Origin of the sequence: Achromobacter sp. Root83 (assembly GCF_001428845.1) — a bacterium.
Lineage (GTDB): Bacteria > Pseudomonadota > Gammaproteobacteria > Burkholderiales > Burkholderiaceae_B > Achromobacter.
In genome coordinates, this window is sequence record NZ_LMIU01000024.1 from 311872 (window position 1) to 328130 (window position 16259).

Consider the following 16259-nt stretch of genomic DNA (forward strand, 5'->3'; position numbering starts at 1 on the left):
CGGACATCTTCAATCCAGCCGGAATCAGCCTTCGGCCGTTTCCGCCAGGACGCGGCGGGCCTCTTCGGCCACGCGCTCGGGGGCGGTGCCGCCCACGTGCTTGCGCGCGGCGACCGAGCCTTCCAGGGTCAGGACCTGGTGCACGTCTTCACCGATGCTGGCGTGATAGGCCTTCAGGTCGCTGGTGGACAGGTCAGCCAGGTCGCAGCCGCGCTGTTCGCAGTCGCGCACGGCGTGGGCCACCACTTCGTGGGCGTCGCGGAAGGGCACGCCCTTCTTGACCAGGTAGTCGGCCAGGTCGGTGGCGGTGGCGAAGCCCTGCAGGGCGGCGGCGCGCATGTTGTCCGCCTTCACCTTGATGCCGCCGGCCATGTCCGCGAAGATCGTCAGCGTGTCGCGCACCGTGTCCACGGTGTCGAACAGGCCTTCCTTGTCTTCCTGGTTGTCCTTGTTGTAGGCCAGGGGCTGGCCTTTCATCAGGGTCAGCAGGGCGACCAGGTTGCCGTTGACGCGGCCGGTCTTGCCGCGGGCAAGCTCGGGCACGTCGGGGTTCTTCTTTTGCGGCATGATCGAGCTGCCGGTGCAGAAGCGGTCGGCCAGGTCGATGAATCCCACGCGCGGGCTCATCCAGAGCACCAGCTCTTCGGACAGGCGCGAGACGTGCGTCATGATCAGTGCGCCGGCGGCGCAGAATTCGATGGCGAAGTCGCGGTCGGACACGGCGTCCAGCGAGTTGCGGCACACGCCGTCAAAGCCCAGCGTCTTGGCCACGCGTTCGCGGTCGATCGGGAAGGACGTGCCGGCCAGCGCGGCGGCGCCCAGCGGCAGGCGGTTCACGCGGCGGCGGCAATCGGCCAGGCGCTCGGCGTCGCGGCCGAACATTTCGGCGTAGGCCAGCAGATGATGGCCGAAGGTGACGGGCTGGGCCACCTGCAGGTGCGTGAAGCCCGGCATGATGGTGGCGGCGTTTTCCAGCGCGACCGTGGCCAGCGCGTGGCGCAGCGCGCGCAGCAGGTCTTGCAGGTTGTCGATTTCATCGCGCAGCCACAGGCGGATGTCGGTGGCGACCTGGTCGTTGCGCGAACGGCCGGTGTGCAGGCGCTTGCCCGCGTCGCCCACCAGTTCCACCAGGCGCTTTTCGATATTCAGGTGGACGTCTTCCAGATCCAGCAGCCACTGGAAGCTGCCGGCATCGATTTCGGACAGGATTTGCGTCATGCCGCGCTGGATGTCGGCCAGATCCTGGGCGCCGATGATGCCCTGGGCGGCCAGCATGTCCGCGTGCGCGAGCGAACCCTGGATGTCGTGGCGCGCCAGGCGCTTGTCGAAATCCACGGACGCCGTGTAGCGTTTGACGAGTTCGGAAACCGGCTCGGAGAACCGGGCGGACCAGGCCTGCGCCTTGTTGGCGAACTGGTTTTGATCGGGGGAGGGAGTGTTTGCCATGATGGGCGGAATTATAGGGCCTCGCGCCACGGGGGCGACGCCGGCCCCGGTTTTCCGGGGGCGGAACCTCCCGCGGGCGCGGCTCTTGTCGGATAATCCACGGTTAGTTTCAAGAACTTAGAGAAAGCAGAGACCTTATGCCCCTGGAATGGGAAGAGCTAGTCACCCAACTTGATACCCACCTGCCGCGGGAAGCCTGGGCGCAGACACTCATCGGAATCGGCGTCCTGATCCTGACGGCGCTGTTCGTGCAGTGGGTGGTCGCGCGGGTCGTGCTGCTTGTGGCGCACCGGCTGCTGGTGGTGAGCGGGCACGGGGACTGGGACAAGGCCCTGCAGCGCCGCCGGGCGTACCAGAACCTCTGGTACGCGGTGCCGTTCGCGGTGGTGTCGATCGGCATTGACCTTGTGCCCCACGCCGAGCGGGCCGTCACGATCGTGGGCCGGTTGGCGCACGCGGGCGCATGGATCTGCGTGTTCGTGGCGTTTTCGGGGGTGCTGAGCGCCTGGCAGGACACCTATTCGGCCACCACGCGGGCGCAGACCCGCTCCATCAAGGGCTATATCCAGATCGGCAAGCTGATCCTGATGGCGGTATGCACCGTCCTGGTGCTGTCCATCCTGATCGACCGGTCGCCGCTGTGGATGATCTCCGGCCTGGGCGCGCTGTCGGCGGTGCTGCTGCTGGTGTTCAAAGACACCCTGCTGTCGCTGGTGGCCAGCACCCAGCTCACCAGCAACGACATGCTGCGCATCGGCGACTGGATCGAAATGCCGCAGTCCAACGCCGACGGGTTCGTCAAGGACATCGCGCTGCATACGGTCAAGGTGCAGAACTGGGACAACACGGTCACCACGGTGCCCACGTACAAGCTGTTTTCGGAAAGCTACCGCAACTACCGCCACATGTTCGAGTCTGGCGGCCGCCGCATCAAGCGCACTCTGCGCATCGACGCGGCCAGCGTGCGCTTTTTGACCGACGAGGAAGCCCAGCGGCTGATGCGCTTCCGGCTGCTGCACGATTATCTGCAGGCCAAGACCCACGACATCGCCCAGGCCAACCAGACCATGGGCGAACTGGCCAGTGTGCCGGCCAACCGCCGCCGCCTGACCAACATCGGCACCTTGCGCGCCTATGCGCTGGCCTTCCTGAAGCAGAACCCGGAAATCCGCCAGGACATGGCGATGATGGTGCGCATGATGGAGCCCACCTCCGAGGGCATCCCGGTCGAGGTCTATTGCTTTACCGCCGTGACAGCCTGGGTGGAATACGAACGGATCCAGGGCGACGTCTTCGACCATCTGCTGGCCATCCTGCCGGAACTGGGCCTGCGCCTGTACCAGCAGCCGTCCGGCGCCGACTTCGGCGCCATGGGCGGGTCCCTGCGCGAAAACGCCTTCCAGGCCGCCCTGGCCGGGGAGCGCGACCGGCAGGGGGGCATCCTGGATGCCGACCCGGCCGCGCCGTTCCAGCGTGGCCTGACCGACGGCAAGATGCCCCGCTAGGCCAGCGCGGACCTGCTTTTGGCCGGTGCCCGCCCAAGGCGCGGCGGGCCGGAGGCCGTGAGATAATCCGGCGGTTGCTTCCTAGGCGATAGACCCGATGTCGAACCCGTTCTTCAACCTGTATTCCCACGGCTTCGCCCGGGTCGCGGTCGGCGTGCCCGAATGCCGGGTCGCCGACCCCGCCTTCAATGCGGCGCAGACCATCGCGCTGGCCCAGCAGGCCGCCCAGGGCGGCGCGGTGCTCGCGGCGTTTCCCGAGCTGGGCCTGTCGGCCTACACCTGCGACGATCTCTTTCACCAGAAGGCCCTGCTGGACGCCTGCGAAGCGGCGCTGGCCCAGGTGGTCCAAGCCACGGCCGATCTGGATATCGCCATCATCGCGGGCGCGCCGCTGCGCGTGGACCACCAGCTATTCAATTGCGCCGTGGTGGCGGCCGGCGGCCGCGTGTTGGGCGTGGTGCCCAAGAGCTACCTGCCCAACTACGGCGAATTCTACGAAGCCCGCCAGTTCAGCGCCGCCGATTGCGCGGCCGCGGCCGACATCCGCCTGCTGGGCCAGACCGTGCCGTTCGGGTCCGAGCTGCTGTTCCGGATGGAAAAGCTGCCGCTGTTCCAGTTCCACGTCGAAATCTGCGAAGACGTCTGGGTGCCTATCCCGCCGTCGTCCTACGCCGCGCTGGCCGGCGCCACGGTGCTGGTCAACCTGTCCGCCTCCAATATCGTCGTCGGCAAGGCCGAATACCGCCACCAGCTTGTTTCGCAGCAGTCGGCGCGCTGCCTGTCGGCCTATATGTACACCTCGGCCGGCCGGGGCGAGTCCTCGACGGACATGGCCTGGGACGGCCAGGCGCTCATCTACGAAAACGGCGAACTGCTGGCCGAGTCCGAGCGCTTCCTGAGCCATTCGCACCTGCTGTTTTCGGACGTGGACCTGGAACGCCTGTCGCGCGAACGCATGCGCCAGAGCACCTTTGGCCAGTCCGTCCGCCGCCACCAGGACGAGGTCCGCAAGTTCCGCCAGGTGGCGGTCCCCGTGAATCCGCCGCTGGAAGACGCCGAACTGCCGCTGGACCGGCGCGTGGCGCGCTTTCCCTATGTGCCGGCCGACCCGCAGCGCCGCGACGCCCGCTGCAAAGAGGTCTACAACATCCAGGTGCAGGCGCTGGCCCAGCGGCTGTCGGCCAGCGGCATGTCCAAGGTCGTCATCGGCATTTCGGGCGGGCTGGACTCCACCCACGCGCTGCTGGTCTGCGCCAAGGCCATGGATACGCTGGACCTGCCGCGCTCGAACATCCTGGCCGTCACCATGCCGGGCTTCGCCACCAGCACCCGCACGCTGCAGCAGGCGCGCCGGCTGATGGCCGTCGTGGGCTGCACGGCGTCCGAGATCGACATCCGGCCCAGTTGCCTGCAGATGCTCAAGGACCTGGGCCATCCCTACGCGGACGGCCAGCCGGTATACGACATCACCTTCGAGAACGTGCAGGCCGGCGAGCGCACCAACCACCTGTTCCGCATCGCCAACTTCAACAACGCCTTCGTGATCGGCACGGGCGACCTGAGCGAGCTTGCACTGGGATGGTGCACGTACGGCGTGGGCGACCACATGTCGCACTACAGCGTCAATGCCAGCGTGCCCAAGACGCTCATCACGCACCTGGTGCGCTGGGTGGCCGAATCCGGCCGCCTGGGCGAGGACGGCGCGCAGGTGCTGCTGGACGTGCTGGGGACGGATGTCAGTCCCGAACTGGTGCCGGGCGGCGCGGACGACAAGCCGGTCCAGAAAAGCGAAGCGTCGATCGGCCCCTACGAACTGCAGGACTTCAACCTGTATTACACGCTGCGCTACGGCTTCGCGCCGACCAAGGTCGCCTTCCTGGCGCTGGCGGCCTGGCGCGACCGCGAGGCCGGCGCCTGGCCCGAGGCCGGGCATGTCGCGCGCAACCAGTACGACCTGCCCGCCATCAAGCGCAACCTGAAGCTGTTCCTGGACCGGTTCTTCCGCCTGAGCCAGTTCAAGCGCACCTGCGTCCCCAACGCCCCGAAGGTCGGTTCCGGCGGCTCGCTGTCCCCGCGTGGCGACTGGCGCGCGCCCAGCGACTCGGAGTCGGTGGTGTGGATGCGCGACGCCGACCGGATTCCGGACGAAACGCCGGGGGGCTAAGGAAGACCCGCGCCTTGCCGTGGGGCCTGCACGCCCTCCGGTGGTATTCTCCTATTCATCGCGCCCCGCGCCCGCACAGGCGGCGCGGCAGGGCGCCGCACAGATCAAAAACCCAGGACGACCAACGTGAAACAAGTCACCGCCATCATCAAACCCTTCAAGCTCGACGAGGTCCGCGAAGCGCTGGCGGAAGTCGGCGTCAGCGGCCTGACGGTCACTGAAGTCAAGGGTTTTGGCCGCCAGAAAGGCCATACCGAACTCTATCGCGGCGCCGAGTACGTGGTGGACTTCCTGCCCAAGATCCGCGTTGAAGTGGTGCTGCCGGACGAACAGGTCGAAGCCGCCATCGAAGCCGTGGTCAAGGCCGCCCGCACCGGCAAGATCGGCGACGGCAAGATCTTCGTGACGCCGGTCGAGCAAGCCATCCGCATCCGCACCGGCGAGAGCGACGAAGAGGCGCTCTGATCACGCGCCCTCGGGGCTCTTGAACCATTGATCTCCCGAGGTCCCGAGCGCTCGATCTCTCAAGCTTCCGATGCTTCCCGGGCCGCGTTCTGACGTGGCCCGATTCATTGTGGCCCGATTCATTCGCGCCACCGCCATCTTCCCTACCTGATCAACTGGTTCATCTCCAGGATCGGCATCATCACCGCCAGCACGATCAGCAGGACGAATCCCCCCATCAGCAGTATCAGCGCCGGCTCCAGCAGGGCCGTCATCGCCATCGCGCGCCGCTCCAGGTCGCGCGACAGGTTCTGCGCGCCCCGGTCCAGCAGTTCGGGCAAGCGGCCCGTTTTCTCGCCGCTGGCGATCAGGTGCACCAGCAGGGAAGGGAACGCCTTTTGCGCGCCCAGCGACGCGGATAGCGATGCGCCTTCACGCACGCGCGCCGAGGCCTCGTCCACCGCCAGTCGCAGCACGTCGTTGCCCAGCGTGCGGCGGGCCGCCTCCAGCGCCGTGAGCAACGCCACGCCGCTGCCGCACAAAATGGCCAGCGTCGATGCGAACCGCGCCGCGTTGACGCCCAGAACAAAGCGCCCGGCCAGCGGCAGGCGCAACACGCGTGCATGCCACGCGCGCCGCGCCGCCGGCGCGCGCAGCGTGTAGCGCCACAGCACGATCGCCAGCGCGATCGCAACCCCGGTCACGGCGCCCCATTCGCGGACGTAGTCCGATAGCGCCAGCATCATGCGGGTCAGCAGCGGAAGCTGCTGCTTGGCCTGGCTGAAGGCGGACACCACCTGCGGCACCACATAGCCCAGCAGGAAAATCACGATGATCACCGACACGCAGGCCACCACCGCCGGATAGATGAACGCCGTCATGACTTTGCTGCGCAAGGCGTTGCGTTCCTCGATGTAATCCGCCAGCTTCTCCATCACCTGCGCCAGGTCTCCGGACTCTTCGCCCGCGCCGATCAGGGCGCGATAGATTTCGGGGAAATCGCGCGGCCGCGCGGCCAGCGAGGCCGACAGGCGATGGCCGGCGCGCACATCGTCGCGCACGCCGCCCAAGGTGGCGGCGATGTGTTTCTTCTCGGCCTGTTCGAGCGTGGCGCTCAGGGCGGCGTCCAGCGGCAGGCGCGCCGCCAGCAGGCTGGCAAGCTGACGCGTCAGCCACGCGAGGTCGGCATCCGACAGGCGCGTGCGCAACGCCGCGCCCAGGCCTTCGGCGCGCGCTGCCAGCGAGGTCGACAGCGGCAGCAGGCCGCGCCCGCGCAACTGGTTGCGGGCGCCCCGTTCCGTGTCGGCATCGATCGTGCCGCGCACGATTTTTCCGAGCGCGTCTGTGGCTTCGTAGCGGAAGGAAGGCATGGTTGTAATAAAGAGGCGCGCGCCGGTTTGAACCGCCAAGAGCCCCGAATTTAAAGGGTTTCCAGCCCGTCACCTTGCCTTCCGAATATGACCGTAGTGTTGCAGTCACACCCCGTATACTCCGACGCGCTTTCACGATTTTTCACACGACTTCACGTCTTGGGCTCCTATCTCGTCATGCGTCACATCGCGCAATTCAGCCTTGCGGTCTTGCTTGCGGCAAGCCAACTCGGACCGGTCGCCAGCACGGCCCACGCTCAACAGGCGGACAATCGCGTCAGCCTGAATTTCGTCGACACCGACATCCCCGCCGTGTTGCGTGCGCTGTCCTTGTTCACGCACCGCAACTTCCTGGTGGACCCGCGGGTCAAGGGCAAGCTCACGCTGGTATCGGACCGTCCGGTGGATAGCGGGCAGGCGCTGGCCATGCTGACGGGCGCCTTGCGCCTGCAAGGCTTCGCCATTGTCGACGTGGACGGCGTGACGCGTGTGGTGCCGGAGGCCGATGCCAAGCTGCAAGGCAGCGCGGTGGTGGGCGGCCCCAAGCCCGCGTCCGGCGCGCCGGCGGGCGGCGGCAGAGGGCCCGTTCCCGTGGCCGCCTTCGCGAAGGGGGCGGGCGGCAGCAGCGGCGAAATGCTGACGCGCGTGTTCCCGCTGAAGTACGAGAATGCCGCGAATCTTGTGCCGGTGCTGCGCCCCATGGTGCCTCCGAACAATCCGATCAACGCGTACCCGGGCAACAACACGCTGGTCGTCACCGACTATGCCGACAACCTCGAACGGATCGCGGCCGTCATCGCCCGCATCGACGTACCCAGCTCGATCGACACGGATGTGGTGCCGGTGCGGTCTGGCATTGCGACCGACATCGCCATCCTGGCCTCGCAATTGCTCGACACGCAAAGCAGCGATCCGACCCAGCGCATCGCGATCGTGGCCGACCCGCGCAGCAACAGCGTGCTGGTGCGTTCGGGCAGCCCGGCGCGCACGCGCCTGGCCCGCGACCTGATCCTGAAGCTGGATGCGCAGCAGAACCGCGCGGGCAACCTGCACGTGGTCTACATGCGCAACGCGCAAGCCACGCGCATCGCCGAGGTTCTGGGCGGGCTGCTGACGGGCCAGGCCAATTCCGCGCCCGGCGCGGCCCCGGGCGCAAGCAGCAGCAGCGGCGGCGCGGCGCAGGGCGGCGCGCGCGCGCAGAACACCTCCAGCAACACGTCGAGCCAGGCCGGGCAGGGCATGTCCAGCCAGTCGGGCTCCGCCAAGGGCGGCCTGTCGGGCGAGCAGGAACGCATCGCGCGCGAAGACAATTCTTCGCAGGCGGTGTCGTATTCGGCGGGCGGGGCCACCATCCAGGCGGATCCGGCGACCAATTCGCTGATCATCTCGGCGCCCGAACCGCTGTATCGCAGCCTGCGGGAGGTGATCGACCAGCTAGACCAGCGCCGCGCGCAGGTGCTGGTGGAAAGCCTGATCGTGGAGGTGAGCGAGGAAAAGGCCGCCGAGTTCGGCATCCAGTGGATGACCGGCGCAGGCAACATCAACAGCAACGGCACCAGCTTCGTCGGCGGCACGAACCTGGGCGGCAGCGGCATCACCGGCAATGGCCCGACCTCGATCGACGCGCTGGGCGGCGGCCTGAGCCTGGGCGTGGTCAAGGGCACTGTCGACGTACTGGGCAACCAGGTCATCAATCTGGGGGTGCTGGCCCGCGCCATGCAGAACACGGGCGAAGCCAACATCCTGTCCACGCCCAACCTGCTGACCTTGGATAACCAGTCTGCCAGCATCCTGGTGGGCAAGACGGTGCCGTTTGTGACGGGGCAGTACGTGACTTCCGGCAGCGACAGCAGCTCCAATCCGTTCCAGACGATCGAACGCGAAGACGTCGGCCTGAAGCTGAACATCCGTCCGCAGATCTCGGAGGGCGGCGCGGTGAAGCTGGACATCTATCAAGAGGTCAGCAGCATCGACGAAAGCCGCTCCAATTCCACCACCGGCATCGTCACCAACAAGCGCGCCATCGACACCAGCGTGCTGATCGACGACGGACAGATCATCGTGCTGGGCGGCCTGCTGGAAGAAAACGTGACGCTTACGTCCAATAGCGTGCCCGGCCTGGGGTCGCTGCCGGTGATCGGATCGCTGTTCCGCTACGACACGCGCAAACGCACCAAGACGAACCTGATGGTGTTCCTGCGCCCCTACGTGGTGCGCGACGCGAACCGCAGCGCCAGCGTCACCATGGACCGCTACGACTATATGCGCCGCGCGCAGGGCACGGTGCAGCCGCGCCACCATTGGGCATTGCCTGACATGGAGGCGCCGATGCTGCCGCTGCCGGGGTCGGCGCCGTCGGTGTCGAACAATGCCTATGACCTGCGGCCGGATGAACAAGCGGCGACCATGCGCCGCCCGGCCCCGGTGACGGTGGAAAGCTTCGCCGTGCGCCAGTATCCCGGCATGCCGCCCGCACCTGCCGCGTCGCCGATCCGGGTAAGCCGGCCGCTCATGATGACCGTGGCGGTGGACCCCGAGACGCTCCTATGAGCGGGCATCCCTTGCCCTATGCCTGGGCTCGCGCGCAACGCGCGGTCCTGTCGCTGCGCGGGGGGCAGGCGCAATTGACCGTCAGCCCGCGCACGCCCGATTGGGCCGTGCGCGAGATCCGCCGCTGCCATGGCGACATCGCGCTCGCGCAAGTCGATGACGAGGCTTTGGAGACGCTGCTGACGGCGGCCTACAGTCATTCGGAGGACGCCGCGTCCGTCATGGGCGTGGCGGAAAACGAGATCGACCTGGACCGCCTGTTGCAGGACATGCCCGAGGTGGCGGACTTGCTGGAGGCGCAGGACGACGCGCCCGTCATCCGCATGATCAATGCGCTGTTCGCGCAGGCCGCGCGCGACGGCGCCAGCGATATCCACATCGAACCGTTCGAAACCCACTCCGTGGTGCGCTACCGCGTGGACGGCACCTTGCGCGATGTGGTGTCGCCGCGCAAGGCCCTGCATGCCGCGCTGATCTCGCGCATCAAGATCATGGCGCACCTGGACATCGCCGAAAAGCGCCTGCCGCAGGACGGCCGCATCGCGCTGCGCGTGGGCGGGCGGCCTATCGACGTGCGGGTGTCCACCTTGCCGACCGGCCATGGCGAGCGCGCGGTGCTGCGCCTGCTGGACAAGGAAGCCGGCCGCCTGCAACTGGAGCGGCTGGGCATGAGCCCGGGCGTGCTCGGGCAGCTCGACCGCTTGATCCGGCAGCCGCACGGCATCGTCCTGGTGACCGGGCCCACCGGCAGCGGCAAGACCACCACGCTGTACGCCGCGCTGAGCCGGCTGGACGCCTCCACCAGCAACATCCTGACGGTGGAAGACCCCATCGAATACGACCTTGCCGGCATCAGCCAGACGCAGGTCAACGCCAAGATCGACATGAGCTTCGCGCTGGCGCTGCGCGCGATCCTGCGCCAGGACCCGGACGTCATCATGATCGGCGAGATCCGGGACCTGGAAACCGCCCAGATCGCCGTGCAGGCCTCCCTGACCGGCCACCTGGTGCTCGCCACGCTGCACACCAACGATTCCGTGTCCGCCGTGACGCGGCTGACGGACATGGGGGTAGAACCCTTTTTGCTGGCCTCGTCCCTGCTGGGCGTGTTGGCGCAGCGCCTGGTGCGCAAGCTGTGCCCGGCCTGCAAGGCGCCGTCGATGCTGGACGGCGCGCAGGTGTTTCATCCGGTCGGGTGCGAGGCGTGCAATCACACGGGCTACAGCGGACGTTCAGGCATCCACGAACTGTTCACGGTCGACGACGAGGCCCGCAGGCTGATCCATGAAGGCAGCGGAGAACGCGAACTGCGGCGCGCGGCGGCCGCGTCGGGCATGCGGACCATGCGCGAAGACGGGCAGCGCTGGGTCGACGGCGGGCAGACATCGCCCGAGGAAATCCTGCGCGTGACGCGGGACGCCTAGGGCGCGTTCATTCCGGACGGCCTGGCGCTTCCGGCGCGTCATCGACGCCGATCCAGGCGCTCGCGGCGCTCGGATCGGCCTTGGCTTCAGGTCCCGAATGTCGTGATGTCGTCCGACCGGCGGCCCAGCGTGGACAGCAGGCCGTCCAGCGCGGCGCGGTCCGCCTCGCTGGCCGACGGGGCAAAGGTCGCCTGGCCCTGGAAGCGCACGCCGCGGCCGGTCGCGCTGCCCTGGCCCGTGACGCTCAGCAGGCCGCTTTCCGTGGTCAGGGCCAGCGTGGCGCCGTTCTTGGCGCCTTGCACGCGCAGCAGATAGGTGCCGATGGGTGTCAGCGGCGTCAGCGCGGTGGCGGCATTGCGCCAGCGCAGGTCTGCGATGGTGCCCGGCGGCAACGGCGCGCCCAGGCGCAGCGGCTGCCAATCGATTTCCAGCATGCCTTGCGGGGCAAGCGTATTCCACGGGGCGCCCAGCGCGGGCAGCACGGACGCGGGCACGCGCAAGGACTGCGCCGGCACCGACACGCCATTCCAGCCCACGCGCGCCCGCAGCGGGCCTTGCAGCCAGGGGTGCACGATCTCCAGGCTGATCGGATCCCAGCGCCATTGCCATTGGACGGGCTGCGGCAGCACGCGCCGCGCGCCGGGGGCGCCGAGTGCGACCCAGGCGCTGCCGCGCCACAGCGTTCCGCTGGCGTCGGCCAGCGTGACGGGCGTATCGGCCGGCAGTATGGCCAGCAGCCAGCGAGCCGGAAGGACGGCGGCGCCCGCGGCCGCGGCGCAGGCCGCGCCAGCCAGCAGCAACGCGGCGGCGCGGCCGGAAGGAAGGCGCGCGCGCATCAGCGGCGGCCCCCGGATTGTGGAAGTGCAAGCGTGACCTTGCCGTTGACCAGGCCCGGCAGAGGCCGGCCGTTGGCATTGGCGGCCCGGGTCAGATCCACTTGCGTGACCGCAAGGCCCCAGTCGCGGCCGGCCCCGTCCAGCCAGCGCAGCAGCGCGGATGAAGGCGCCTGGCTCAGCGTCAATTCGACGCCTTCGCCCGACTCCGGCTTGCCCAGGGCCCATAGGCCACTGGGCAGCCCCGCGCGTTCCAGGCTGCCCGACAGCTCGTCCGCGCCGGGCAGGGCGCCGGCGGGCGTGGCGGACCGCTGCCGCAACGCGGCCGCCCGGGCCGTCAGGTCGGCCACGGCGGCGGCCTGGGCGCGTAGCGCGGGCAATTCGGCCTGCGCCTTGCGCAAGGCGTTCAGCGGCGGCTCGATCAGGCCGACGTAGACCGTCGCCGCGCCCAGCAGCAGGGCGGCGCCGGCGACCAGACGCCGTTCGCGCGGGGCCAGCGCCTGGTAGCGCCGATGGGCCCGCGCCAGCGCGGGCTCCAGGGATTTGCGGACGGACAGCCACACGGTTTGCAGGCGAAGCGGGAAAGTCATGGTTGATTGCGCACGATGCGCCAGGTGTTGTCGGTGTCGGCGCGTTCCAGCTTGAGGCCCAGGGCGGCCGCCTGCTGGATCAGCGCGGGCGTTTCGGCGACGCGCTGGGACGGTTCGCCCGCGTCGGCAAGCTGAAGCGTCAGGGCCTGGTCCGCATAGCTCAGGCGGGCCACCTTGTCGGCGGCGAACGGCAGCGCCTGGGCGGCGGCGCGGGCCAGCGGCAGGAAGTCGCCGGCGCTGGCGGCGCCGCGATTGGCCTGCAGCGCATCCAGGCCCTGCTGCGCCTGGCGGGCTGGGTCCAGCACGACGGGCAGGTCGGGAAACGCGGCCAGCACCTGCTCGCGCATGCCATTGCGCAGGGCGTCCGCTTCGTCTTGCAGGCGCGCCGCATGGATGTTCAGCCCGGCAATCCATACGACGGCCGCGGCGGCGCTCCAGCGCCATGCGGGACGCCAGCGCGACACGCGCGCCGGCGCCAACTGGGGCATGGCCAGCGACCATGACGGCGAGGGCGCAAGCCAGCGCGGATCGGCGGGGTCGCGCAGGGGCGCGGACGTTTCCGGCGCCAGCGTTTGCGGCGCGATGAGGGCGCGGGCGCGCAATCCATGCGCGTTGAGCAGGCCCCAGGCGCGCCGGACGGGCTCGCGCGGCGACCATGCCAGCGGCACGGAGCCGTCCGCGGCGCGCGGGCCATGGCCGATGGCCAGCGCGTCCAGGTCGCTCAGCACCAGCGGTTCCAGCGCGCTGTAAACGGCGGCGGCAAAGCGTGCGCGCGCCACCCCCGGAATCTGCACGGTGGTGGCGATGACGTCCGACGGATGCAGGACCGCCTCGCAGGCCGCGTGCGGGTAGGCATGGCCCATGGCCTGCAGAGCCAGTTCGCCTTGCCGCGCGCAGCGCCCGCGCCCGTCGAACCAGGCGTAGCGCAGGGGCGAGTCGGCGCTGAATTCGGCCAGGGCGGGCAGCGCGATGCGCAGTGTGTTTTTCAAGGAATCTCTCTTGTCCAGATCGTGTCGGGCGCGGCCGGCGGCGCGCTGCGCAGCAGGGCTTGCATGGAGACGCGGGCCCGTTCGTAGACCACGGTGCCGCTGGCCAGGAACCAGCCGCTGGAGGTGGCCACGGCGGGCGCCGCCGTCTTGACGCCCGTGCCCGCCAGGCGGTTGGCGAAATCGCCGCTATTGTTGAACCAGTTGCCGCGGTCGCGCTCGCCGGCCATGGCGCGCGCCTGCCCCAGAGACAGGCCTGGCACCAGCGCGGCCAGGACCTCGGCGGGCGCGGTGTTGACATTGACGCTGGTGGCCGCGGGCAGCACCGTCATCGTGCGGCGCAGGGCGTCGCGCGCGGGCGGCTCCAAACCCAGCAGCGCGGCCACTTCGTCGACGCCGCGCGGCAGCGGCGCCCGCGCATCGGGCGTGGCGCGGGGCTGGCCGGGGGGCTCGGAAGACGGGGCGGCAACGGCCACCGGAGGCTGGGCGGCGGCCATGATGTCGATGAGGCGGGGCGCCACGGTGTCAGGCAACTGCAGCGTGTTGAGCAGCCGGCGCAACACGGCTTCCTGTTCCGGCAGCGGCACGCCGTTGCGCGCCAGGTTGTACAGGTTGTACTTGCCTTGTTCGTCCTGCACTCGTCCGGAAAACACGGCGACCCGGTCATCGTCCGGACGTTCGATGCGGGTATCGAGCACGGGCGTGGCCCAGATCTGGTCGCCGCGGGTGGTGGGTTCGCGCCGCGCGTGGTCGCGCACCACCAGCCGCGCCCAGTCCATGCCGCCCGCCAGCATGGCGCGCGCCTGCACGCGGGACATTTCGTTTTCCACCCGGCGGGTGCTGGCGGTCTGGCGCTGGAACAGGCTGGTGGTCAGCGCCGCCACGATGGCGACGACGATCAGCGCGCTCACGACGGCCGCGCCGCGTTCGCGCGACGTGTTGCGGGGCTGGCCGGCGCGGTTCATGGCAGTTCCAGGACGCGGGTATAGCGCTGCCCGCTGTCGGCGGGGCCGCGTTCCAGCGTGATTTCCAGGCCCGTCGGCGCGGCGGCGAAGGATGTGTCCGTGTTGGCCCAGCCCACGCCGGGAACCCATGCGCGCAGCGTCAGCGTGCGCACGTCCGGCAGCAGCAGAACACCGCTATCCACGCTGGGCAGAGGGCTGCGCGGCGCGGACGGACCGCCGGCGCGCCATAATCCGTCCGGCCGGATCTGCCATTGCACACGCTGCCACAGCCCATTGCCGTCCGGGTCGGGGCGCAGGACTTCCAGGGTCTGGCCGCCGGCCGCCCGGCGCAGCAGGCGCAGGCCGCTGGTCAAGGCCAGGGCATCCTGGCCGGCGGAGTCGAATGGAGGGCCCGAATAGGAAAGTTCGACGTCGCGCGCCATCTGCCCCAGCGTGCGGACGATGGCGTCGGTGTCTTCGGCCTGCGCCTCGATCCGGTCGCGCGCGCCGGACACACCGGCCAGGCCGCGCCACGCCATCAGGCTGACCAGCGCCATCAGCGCCAGCGCCACGAGCACTTCGATCAGGGTGAAGCCGGCTTGGGCCCGCGGCCGGGGAAGGCGGCGCATCGTCATCGCAGGCTGGACAGCAGGCCGTCCAGTTGCAGCAGGATGGCGCCGCGCGGGGCGGCGCCGTCGTGGACCTTGACGGAGACCTGCCGGAAGCTGCGGTTCATGGAATTGGTGAAGACCAGTTCGCACTCCAGCGCCAGGCCTCCTTGCGGACAGGGCACGCTGCGCGACCCCGCGCGTGGCAGCGTTGGCTCAAGGCGGAGCTGCGTCAACGCATTCTGCGCGGCCAGCAAGGCCAGCGCCTTGTCCTGCAGGGCGCGGTTGTTTGCCGCCATCACGCCGGTGGCGCGCAGGGCGGCGCCCATCGCCACTGCGATGATGGCCAGTGCCACCAGCACTTCGATCAGCGTGAAGCCGCGTTCGCGGCCCTTGCGGCGCGGCGGTTCAGCGTATTTCATAGCGTCCGGACGCGTCGCGCTCAAGAACGACGCGGGTGTCCCCCGCGCGCAGGGTGAGCGTGAGCGGCGCCGCGACCCATTCCGTATTGAAGATCAGGGGGCGGTCCGGATTCAGCCGCAGTTCGACCGGGCCGTCCGACCAGGTTTGCGGACGCAGCACGTCGTCGCGCTCCAGGCGGTCGGCGGGCACCGGCACATCTTCTTCTGCACTGGGGCCCGGCGGGCGTCCGCGGCGTTCGAACGACCAGCCCTGGGCGCCGGCAAGCCAGCGTATCGGCCGGCCGTCGCTGCGGGCCTCGCTTTGCGCCACGGTGAACGCGTCGGCCAGACGCTGGGCATCGCCGCGCAGGCGGTTTTCGCCGCGGCCGACGGACAGGCTCACCATGCTGGCCGCGATGGCCACGATCACCAGCACCACCAGGACTTCGACCAGCGTGAAGCCGCGTTCAGAGTTCCCACGAACCGATGTCGGCATCGCCGTTTTCTCCACCGGGCTTGTTGTCCGCGCCGAATGAGAAGACATCGACGTCACCTTTGACGCCGGGGCTCAGGTATTGGTAGGGATGGCCCCAGGGGTCGTTCGGCAGCTTGTCCAGGTAGCCGCGCCAGTTGGCCGCGCCATCGGGCTTTTGCGCCAGCGCGCGCAGGCCCTGCGCTGTGCTGGGATAGCGGCCGTTGTCCAGGCGGTACAGCTTGAGCGCCTGCATGATGCCGGCGATGTCCTGGCGCGCGGCGACCTGGCGGGCCTGGTCGGGACGGTCCAGCACGCGCGGCACGATCAGCGCGGCCAGAATCCCCATGATCACAATCACCACCATGATCTCGATCAGGGTGAAGCCTTGCTGGCGGGCGAGTCCCCGCGGTAACTGGCGCACTTTACAACTCCGGTCTTTCAGTAGAAGCCCGGGATTGTGGACATGAAATATGACAGTAATGCACACGCGCGGACAAACGCGGCAAGCCTGTCCGCCGG

At 69.0% G+C, this 16259-nt stretch carries 15 protein-coding genes; 5 read left to right on the plus strand and 10 right to left on the minus strand.

Going from position 1 to position 16259, the window contains the following annotated elements:
* Positions 1-24: 24 nt before the first annotated feature.
* Positions 25-1446 (minus strand): argininosuccinate lyase, encoded by a 1422-nt coding sequence (argH, locus tag ASE30_RS23010; protein WP_057286584.1) that lies wholly within the window; start codon positions 1444-1446, stop codon positions 25-27.
* A 137-nt stretch (positions 1447-1583) separates the two neighbouring features.
* Here argH and ASE30_RS23015 point away from each other — a divergent pair, with 137 nt between their 5' ends.
* The 3 genes from ASE30_RS23015 (at position 1584) to ASE30_RS23025 (ending at position 5580) form a co-directional block, all read left to right on the plus strand.
* Positions 1584-2951 (plus strand): mechanosensitive ion channel family protein, encoded by a 1368-nt coding sequence (locus tag ASE30_RS23015; RefSeq protein WP_057286585.1) that lies wholly within the window; start codon positions 1584-1586, stop codon positions 2949-2951.
* A 97-nt stretch (positions 2952-3048) separates the two neighbouring features.
* Positions 3049-5115 carry an NAD(+) synthase gene (locus tag ASE30_RS23020; RefSeq protein WP_057286586.1) on the plus strand — a complete coding sequence of 689 codons (2067 nt, stop codon included), beginning with the start codon at positions 3049-3051 and terminating at the stop codon, positions 5113-5115.
* A gap of 126 nt (positions 5116-5241) precedes the next feature.
* Positions 5242-5580, plus strand: a complete 339-nt coding sequence (locus ASE30_RS23025) for a P-II family nitrogen regulator (RefSeq protein ID WP_057286587.1) — start codon at positions 5242-5244, stop codon at positions 5578-5580.
* A gap of 143 nt (positions 5581-5723) precedes the next feature.
* On the opposite strand, the gene gspF is transcribed toward ASE30_RS23025, so the two are convergent.
* Complete coding sequence (gene gspF / locus ASE30_RS23030) at positions 5724-6929, minus strand: type II secretion system inner membrane protein GspF (protein ID WP_057286588.1); 1206 nt, start codon at positions 6927-6929, stop codon at positions 5724-5726.
* 177 nt (positions 6930-7106) lie between these two features.
* On the opposite strand from gspF, the gene gspD reads away from it, so the two are divergent.
* Together gspD and gspE are read left to right on the plus strand one after the other, a co-directional pair.
* On the plus strand, positions 7107-9479 hold the full coding sequence (gspD, locus tag ASE30_RS23035) for a type II secretion system secretin GspD (RefSeq protein WP_057286589.1): 2373 nt from the start codon (positions 7107-7109) through the stop codon (positions 9477-9479).
* A complete protein-coding gene (gene gspE / locus ASE30_RS23040) occupies positions 9476-10903 on the plus strand; it encodes a type II secretion system ATPase GspE (RefSeq protein WP_057286590.1) in 1428 nt (475 codons plus the stop codon). Before gspD ends, gspE begins: the two co-directional genes overlap by 4 nt.
* 86 nt (positions 10904-10989) lie before the next feature.
* Here the strand turns inward: gspE and gspN are convergent, their stop codons facing one another.
* From gspN to gspG, 8 genes are read right to left on the minus strand one after another with little or no spacing between them, the layout of a single operon-like run.
* Complete coding sequence (gene gspN / locus ASE30_RS23045) at positions 10990-11739, minus strand: type II secretion system protein N (RefSeq protein WP_057286591.1); 750 nt, start codon at positions 11737-11739, stop codon at positions 10990-10992.
* On the minus strand, positions 11739-12326 hold the full coding sequence (gene gspM / locus ASE30_RS23050) for a type II secretion system protein GspM (protein WP_057286592.1): 588 nt from the start codon (positions 12324-12326) through the stop codon (positions 11739-11741). The genes gspN and gspM overlap by 1 nt, the downstream gene beginning before the upstream one ends.
* Positions 12323-13315: a type II secretion system protein GspL gene (gspL, locus tag ASE30_RS23055; protein WP_057286593.1), complete on the minus strand. Its 993-nt coding sequence runs from the start codon at positions 13313-13315 to the stop codon at positions 12323-12325. The genes gspM and gspL overlap by 4 nt, the downstream gene beginning before the upstream one ends.
* A complete protein-coding gene (gspK, locus tag ASE30_RS23060; RefSeq protein ID WP_057286594.1) occupies positions 13312-14277 on the minus strand; it encodes a type II secretion system minor pseudopilin GspK in 966 nt (321 codons plus the stop codon). Before gspK ends, gspL begins: the two co-directional genes overlap by 4 nt.
* Complete coding sequence (locus ASE30_RS23065) at positions 14274-14891, minus strand: type II secretion system protein J (protein ID WP_057286595.1); 618 nt, start codon at positions 14889-14891, stop codon at positions 14274-14276. The genes gspK and ASE30_RS23065 overlap by 4 nt, the downstream gene beginning before the upstream one ends.
* On the minus strand, positions 14888-15286 hold the full coding sequence (gene gspI, locus ASE30_RS23070; RefSeq protein ID WP_057286596.1) for a type II secretion system minor pseudopilin GspI: 399 nt from the start codon (positions 15284-15286) through the stop codon (positions 14888-14890). The genes ASE30_RS23065 and gspI overlap by 4 nt, the downstream gene beginning before the upstream one ends.
* Positions 15273-15761 carry a type II secretion system minor pseudopilin GspH gene (gene gspH / locus ASE30_RS23075; RefSeq protein ID WP_057286597.1) on the minus strand — a complete coding sequence of 163 codons (489 nt, stop codon included), beginning with the start codon at positions 15759-15761 and terminating at the stop codon, positions 15273-15275. Before gspH ends, gspI begins: the two co-directional genes overlap by 14 nt.
* On the minus strand, positions 15733-16161 hold the full coding sequence (gene gspG / locus ASE30_RS23080) for a type II secretion system major pseudopilin GspG (RefSeq protein ID WP_057286598.1): 429 nt from the start codon (positions 16159-16161) through the stop codon (positions 15733-15735). Before gspG ends, gspH begins: the two co-directional genes overlap by 29 nt.
* Positions 16162-16259 lie beyond the last annotated feature (98 nt).

What these genes read in the sequence shown, in the direction of transcription:
- ASE30_RS23020 (WP_057286586.1), top strand. Translation starts at nt 3,049, where the DNA reads ATGTCGAACCCGTTCTTCAACCTGTATTCCCACGGCTTCGCCCGGGTC.
- gspF (WP_057286588.1), bottom strand. Translation starts at nt 6,929, where the DNA reads ATGCCTTCCTTCCGCTACGAAGCCACAGACGCGCTCGGAAAAATCGTG.
- gspN (WP_057286591.1), bottom strand. Translation starts at nt 11,739, where the DNA reads ATGCGCGCGCGCCTTCCTTCCGGCCGCGCCGCCGCGTTGCTGCTGGCT.
- gspM (WP_057286592.1), bottom strand. Translation starts at nt 12,326, where the DNA reads ATGACTTTCCCGCTTCGCCTGCAAACCGTGTGGCTGTCCGTCCGCAAA.
- gspH (WP_057286597.1), bottom strand. Translation starts at nt 15,761, where the DNA reads ATGCCGACATCGGTTCGTGGGAACTCTGAACGCGGCTTCACGCTGGTC.
- ASE30_RS23065 (WP_057286595.1), bottom strand. Translation starts at nt 14,891, where the DNA reads ATGACGATGCGCCGCCTTCCCCGGCCGCGGGCCCAAGCCGGCTTCACC.
- argH (WP_057286584.1), bottom strand. Translation starts at nt 1,446, where the DNA reads ATGGCAAACACTCCCTCCCCCGATCAAAACCAGTTCGCCAACAAGGCG.
- ASE30_RS23015 (WP_057286585.1), top strand. Translation starts at nt 1,584, where the DNA reads ATGCCCCTGGAATGGGAAGAGCTAGTCACCCAACTTGATACCCACCTG.
- gspK (WP_057286594.1), bottom strand. Translation starts at nt 14,277, where the DNA reads ATGAACCGCGCCGGCCAGCCCCGCAACACGTCGCGCGAACGCGGCGCG.
- gspI (WP_057286596.1), bottom strand. Translation starts at nt 15,286, where the DNA reads ATGAAATACGCTGAACCGCCGCGCCGCAAGGGCCGCGAACGCGGCTTC.
- gspE (WP_057286590.1), top strand. Translation starts at nt 9,476, where the DNA reads ATGAGCGGGCATCCCTTGCCCTATGCCTGGGCTCGCGCGCAACGCGCG.
- gspD (WP_057286589.1), top strand. Translation starts at nt 7,107, where the DNA reads ATGCGTCACATCGCGCAATTCAGCCTTGCGGTCTTGCTTGCGGCAAGC.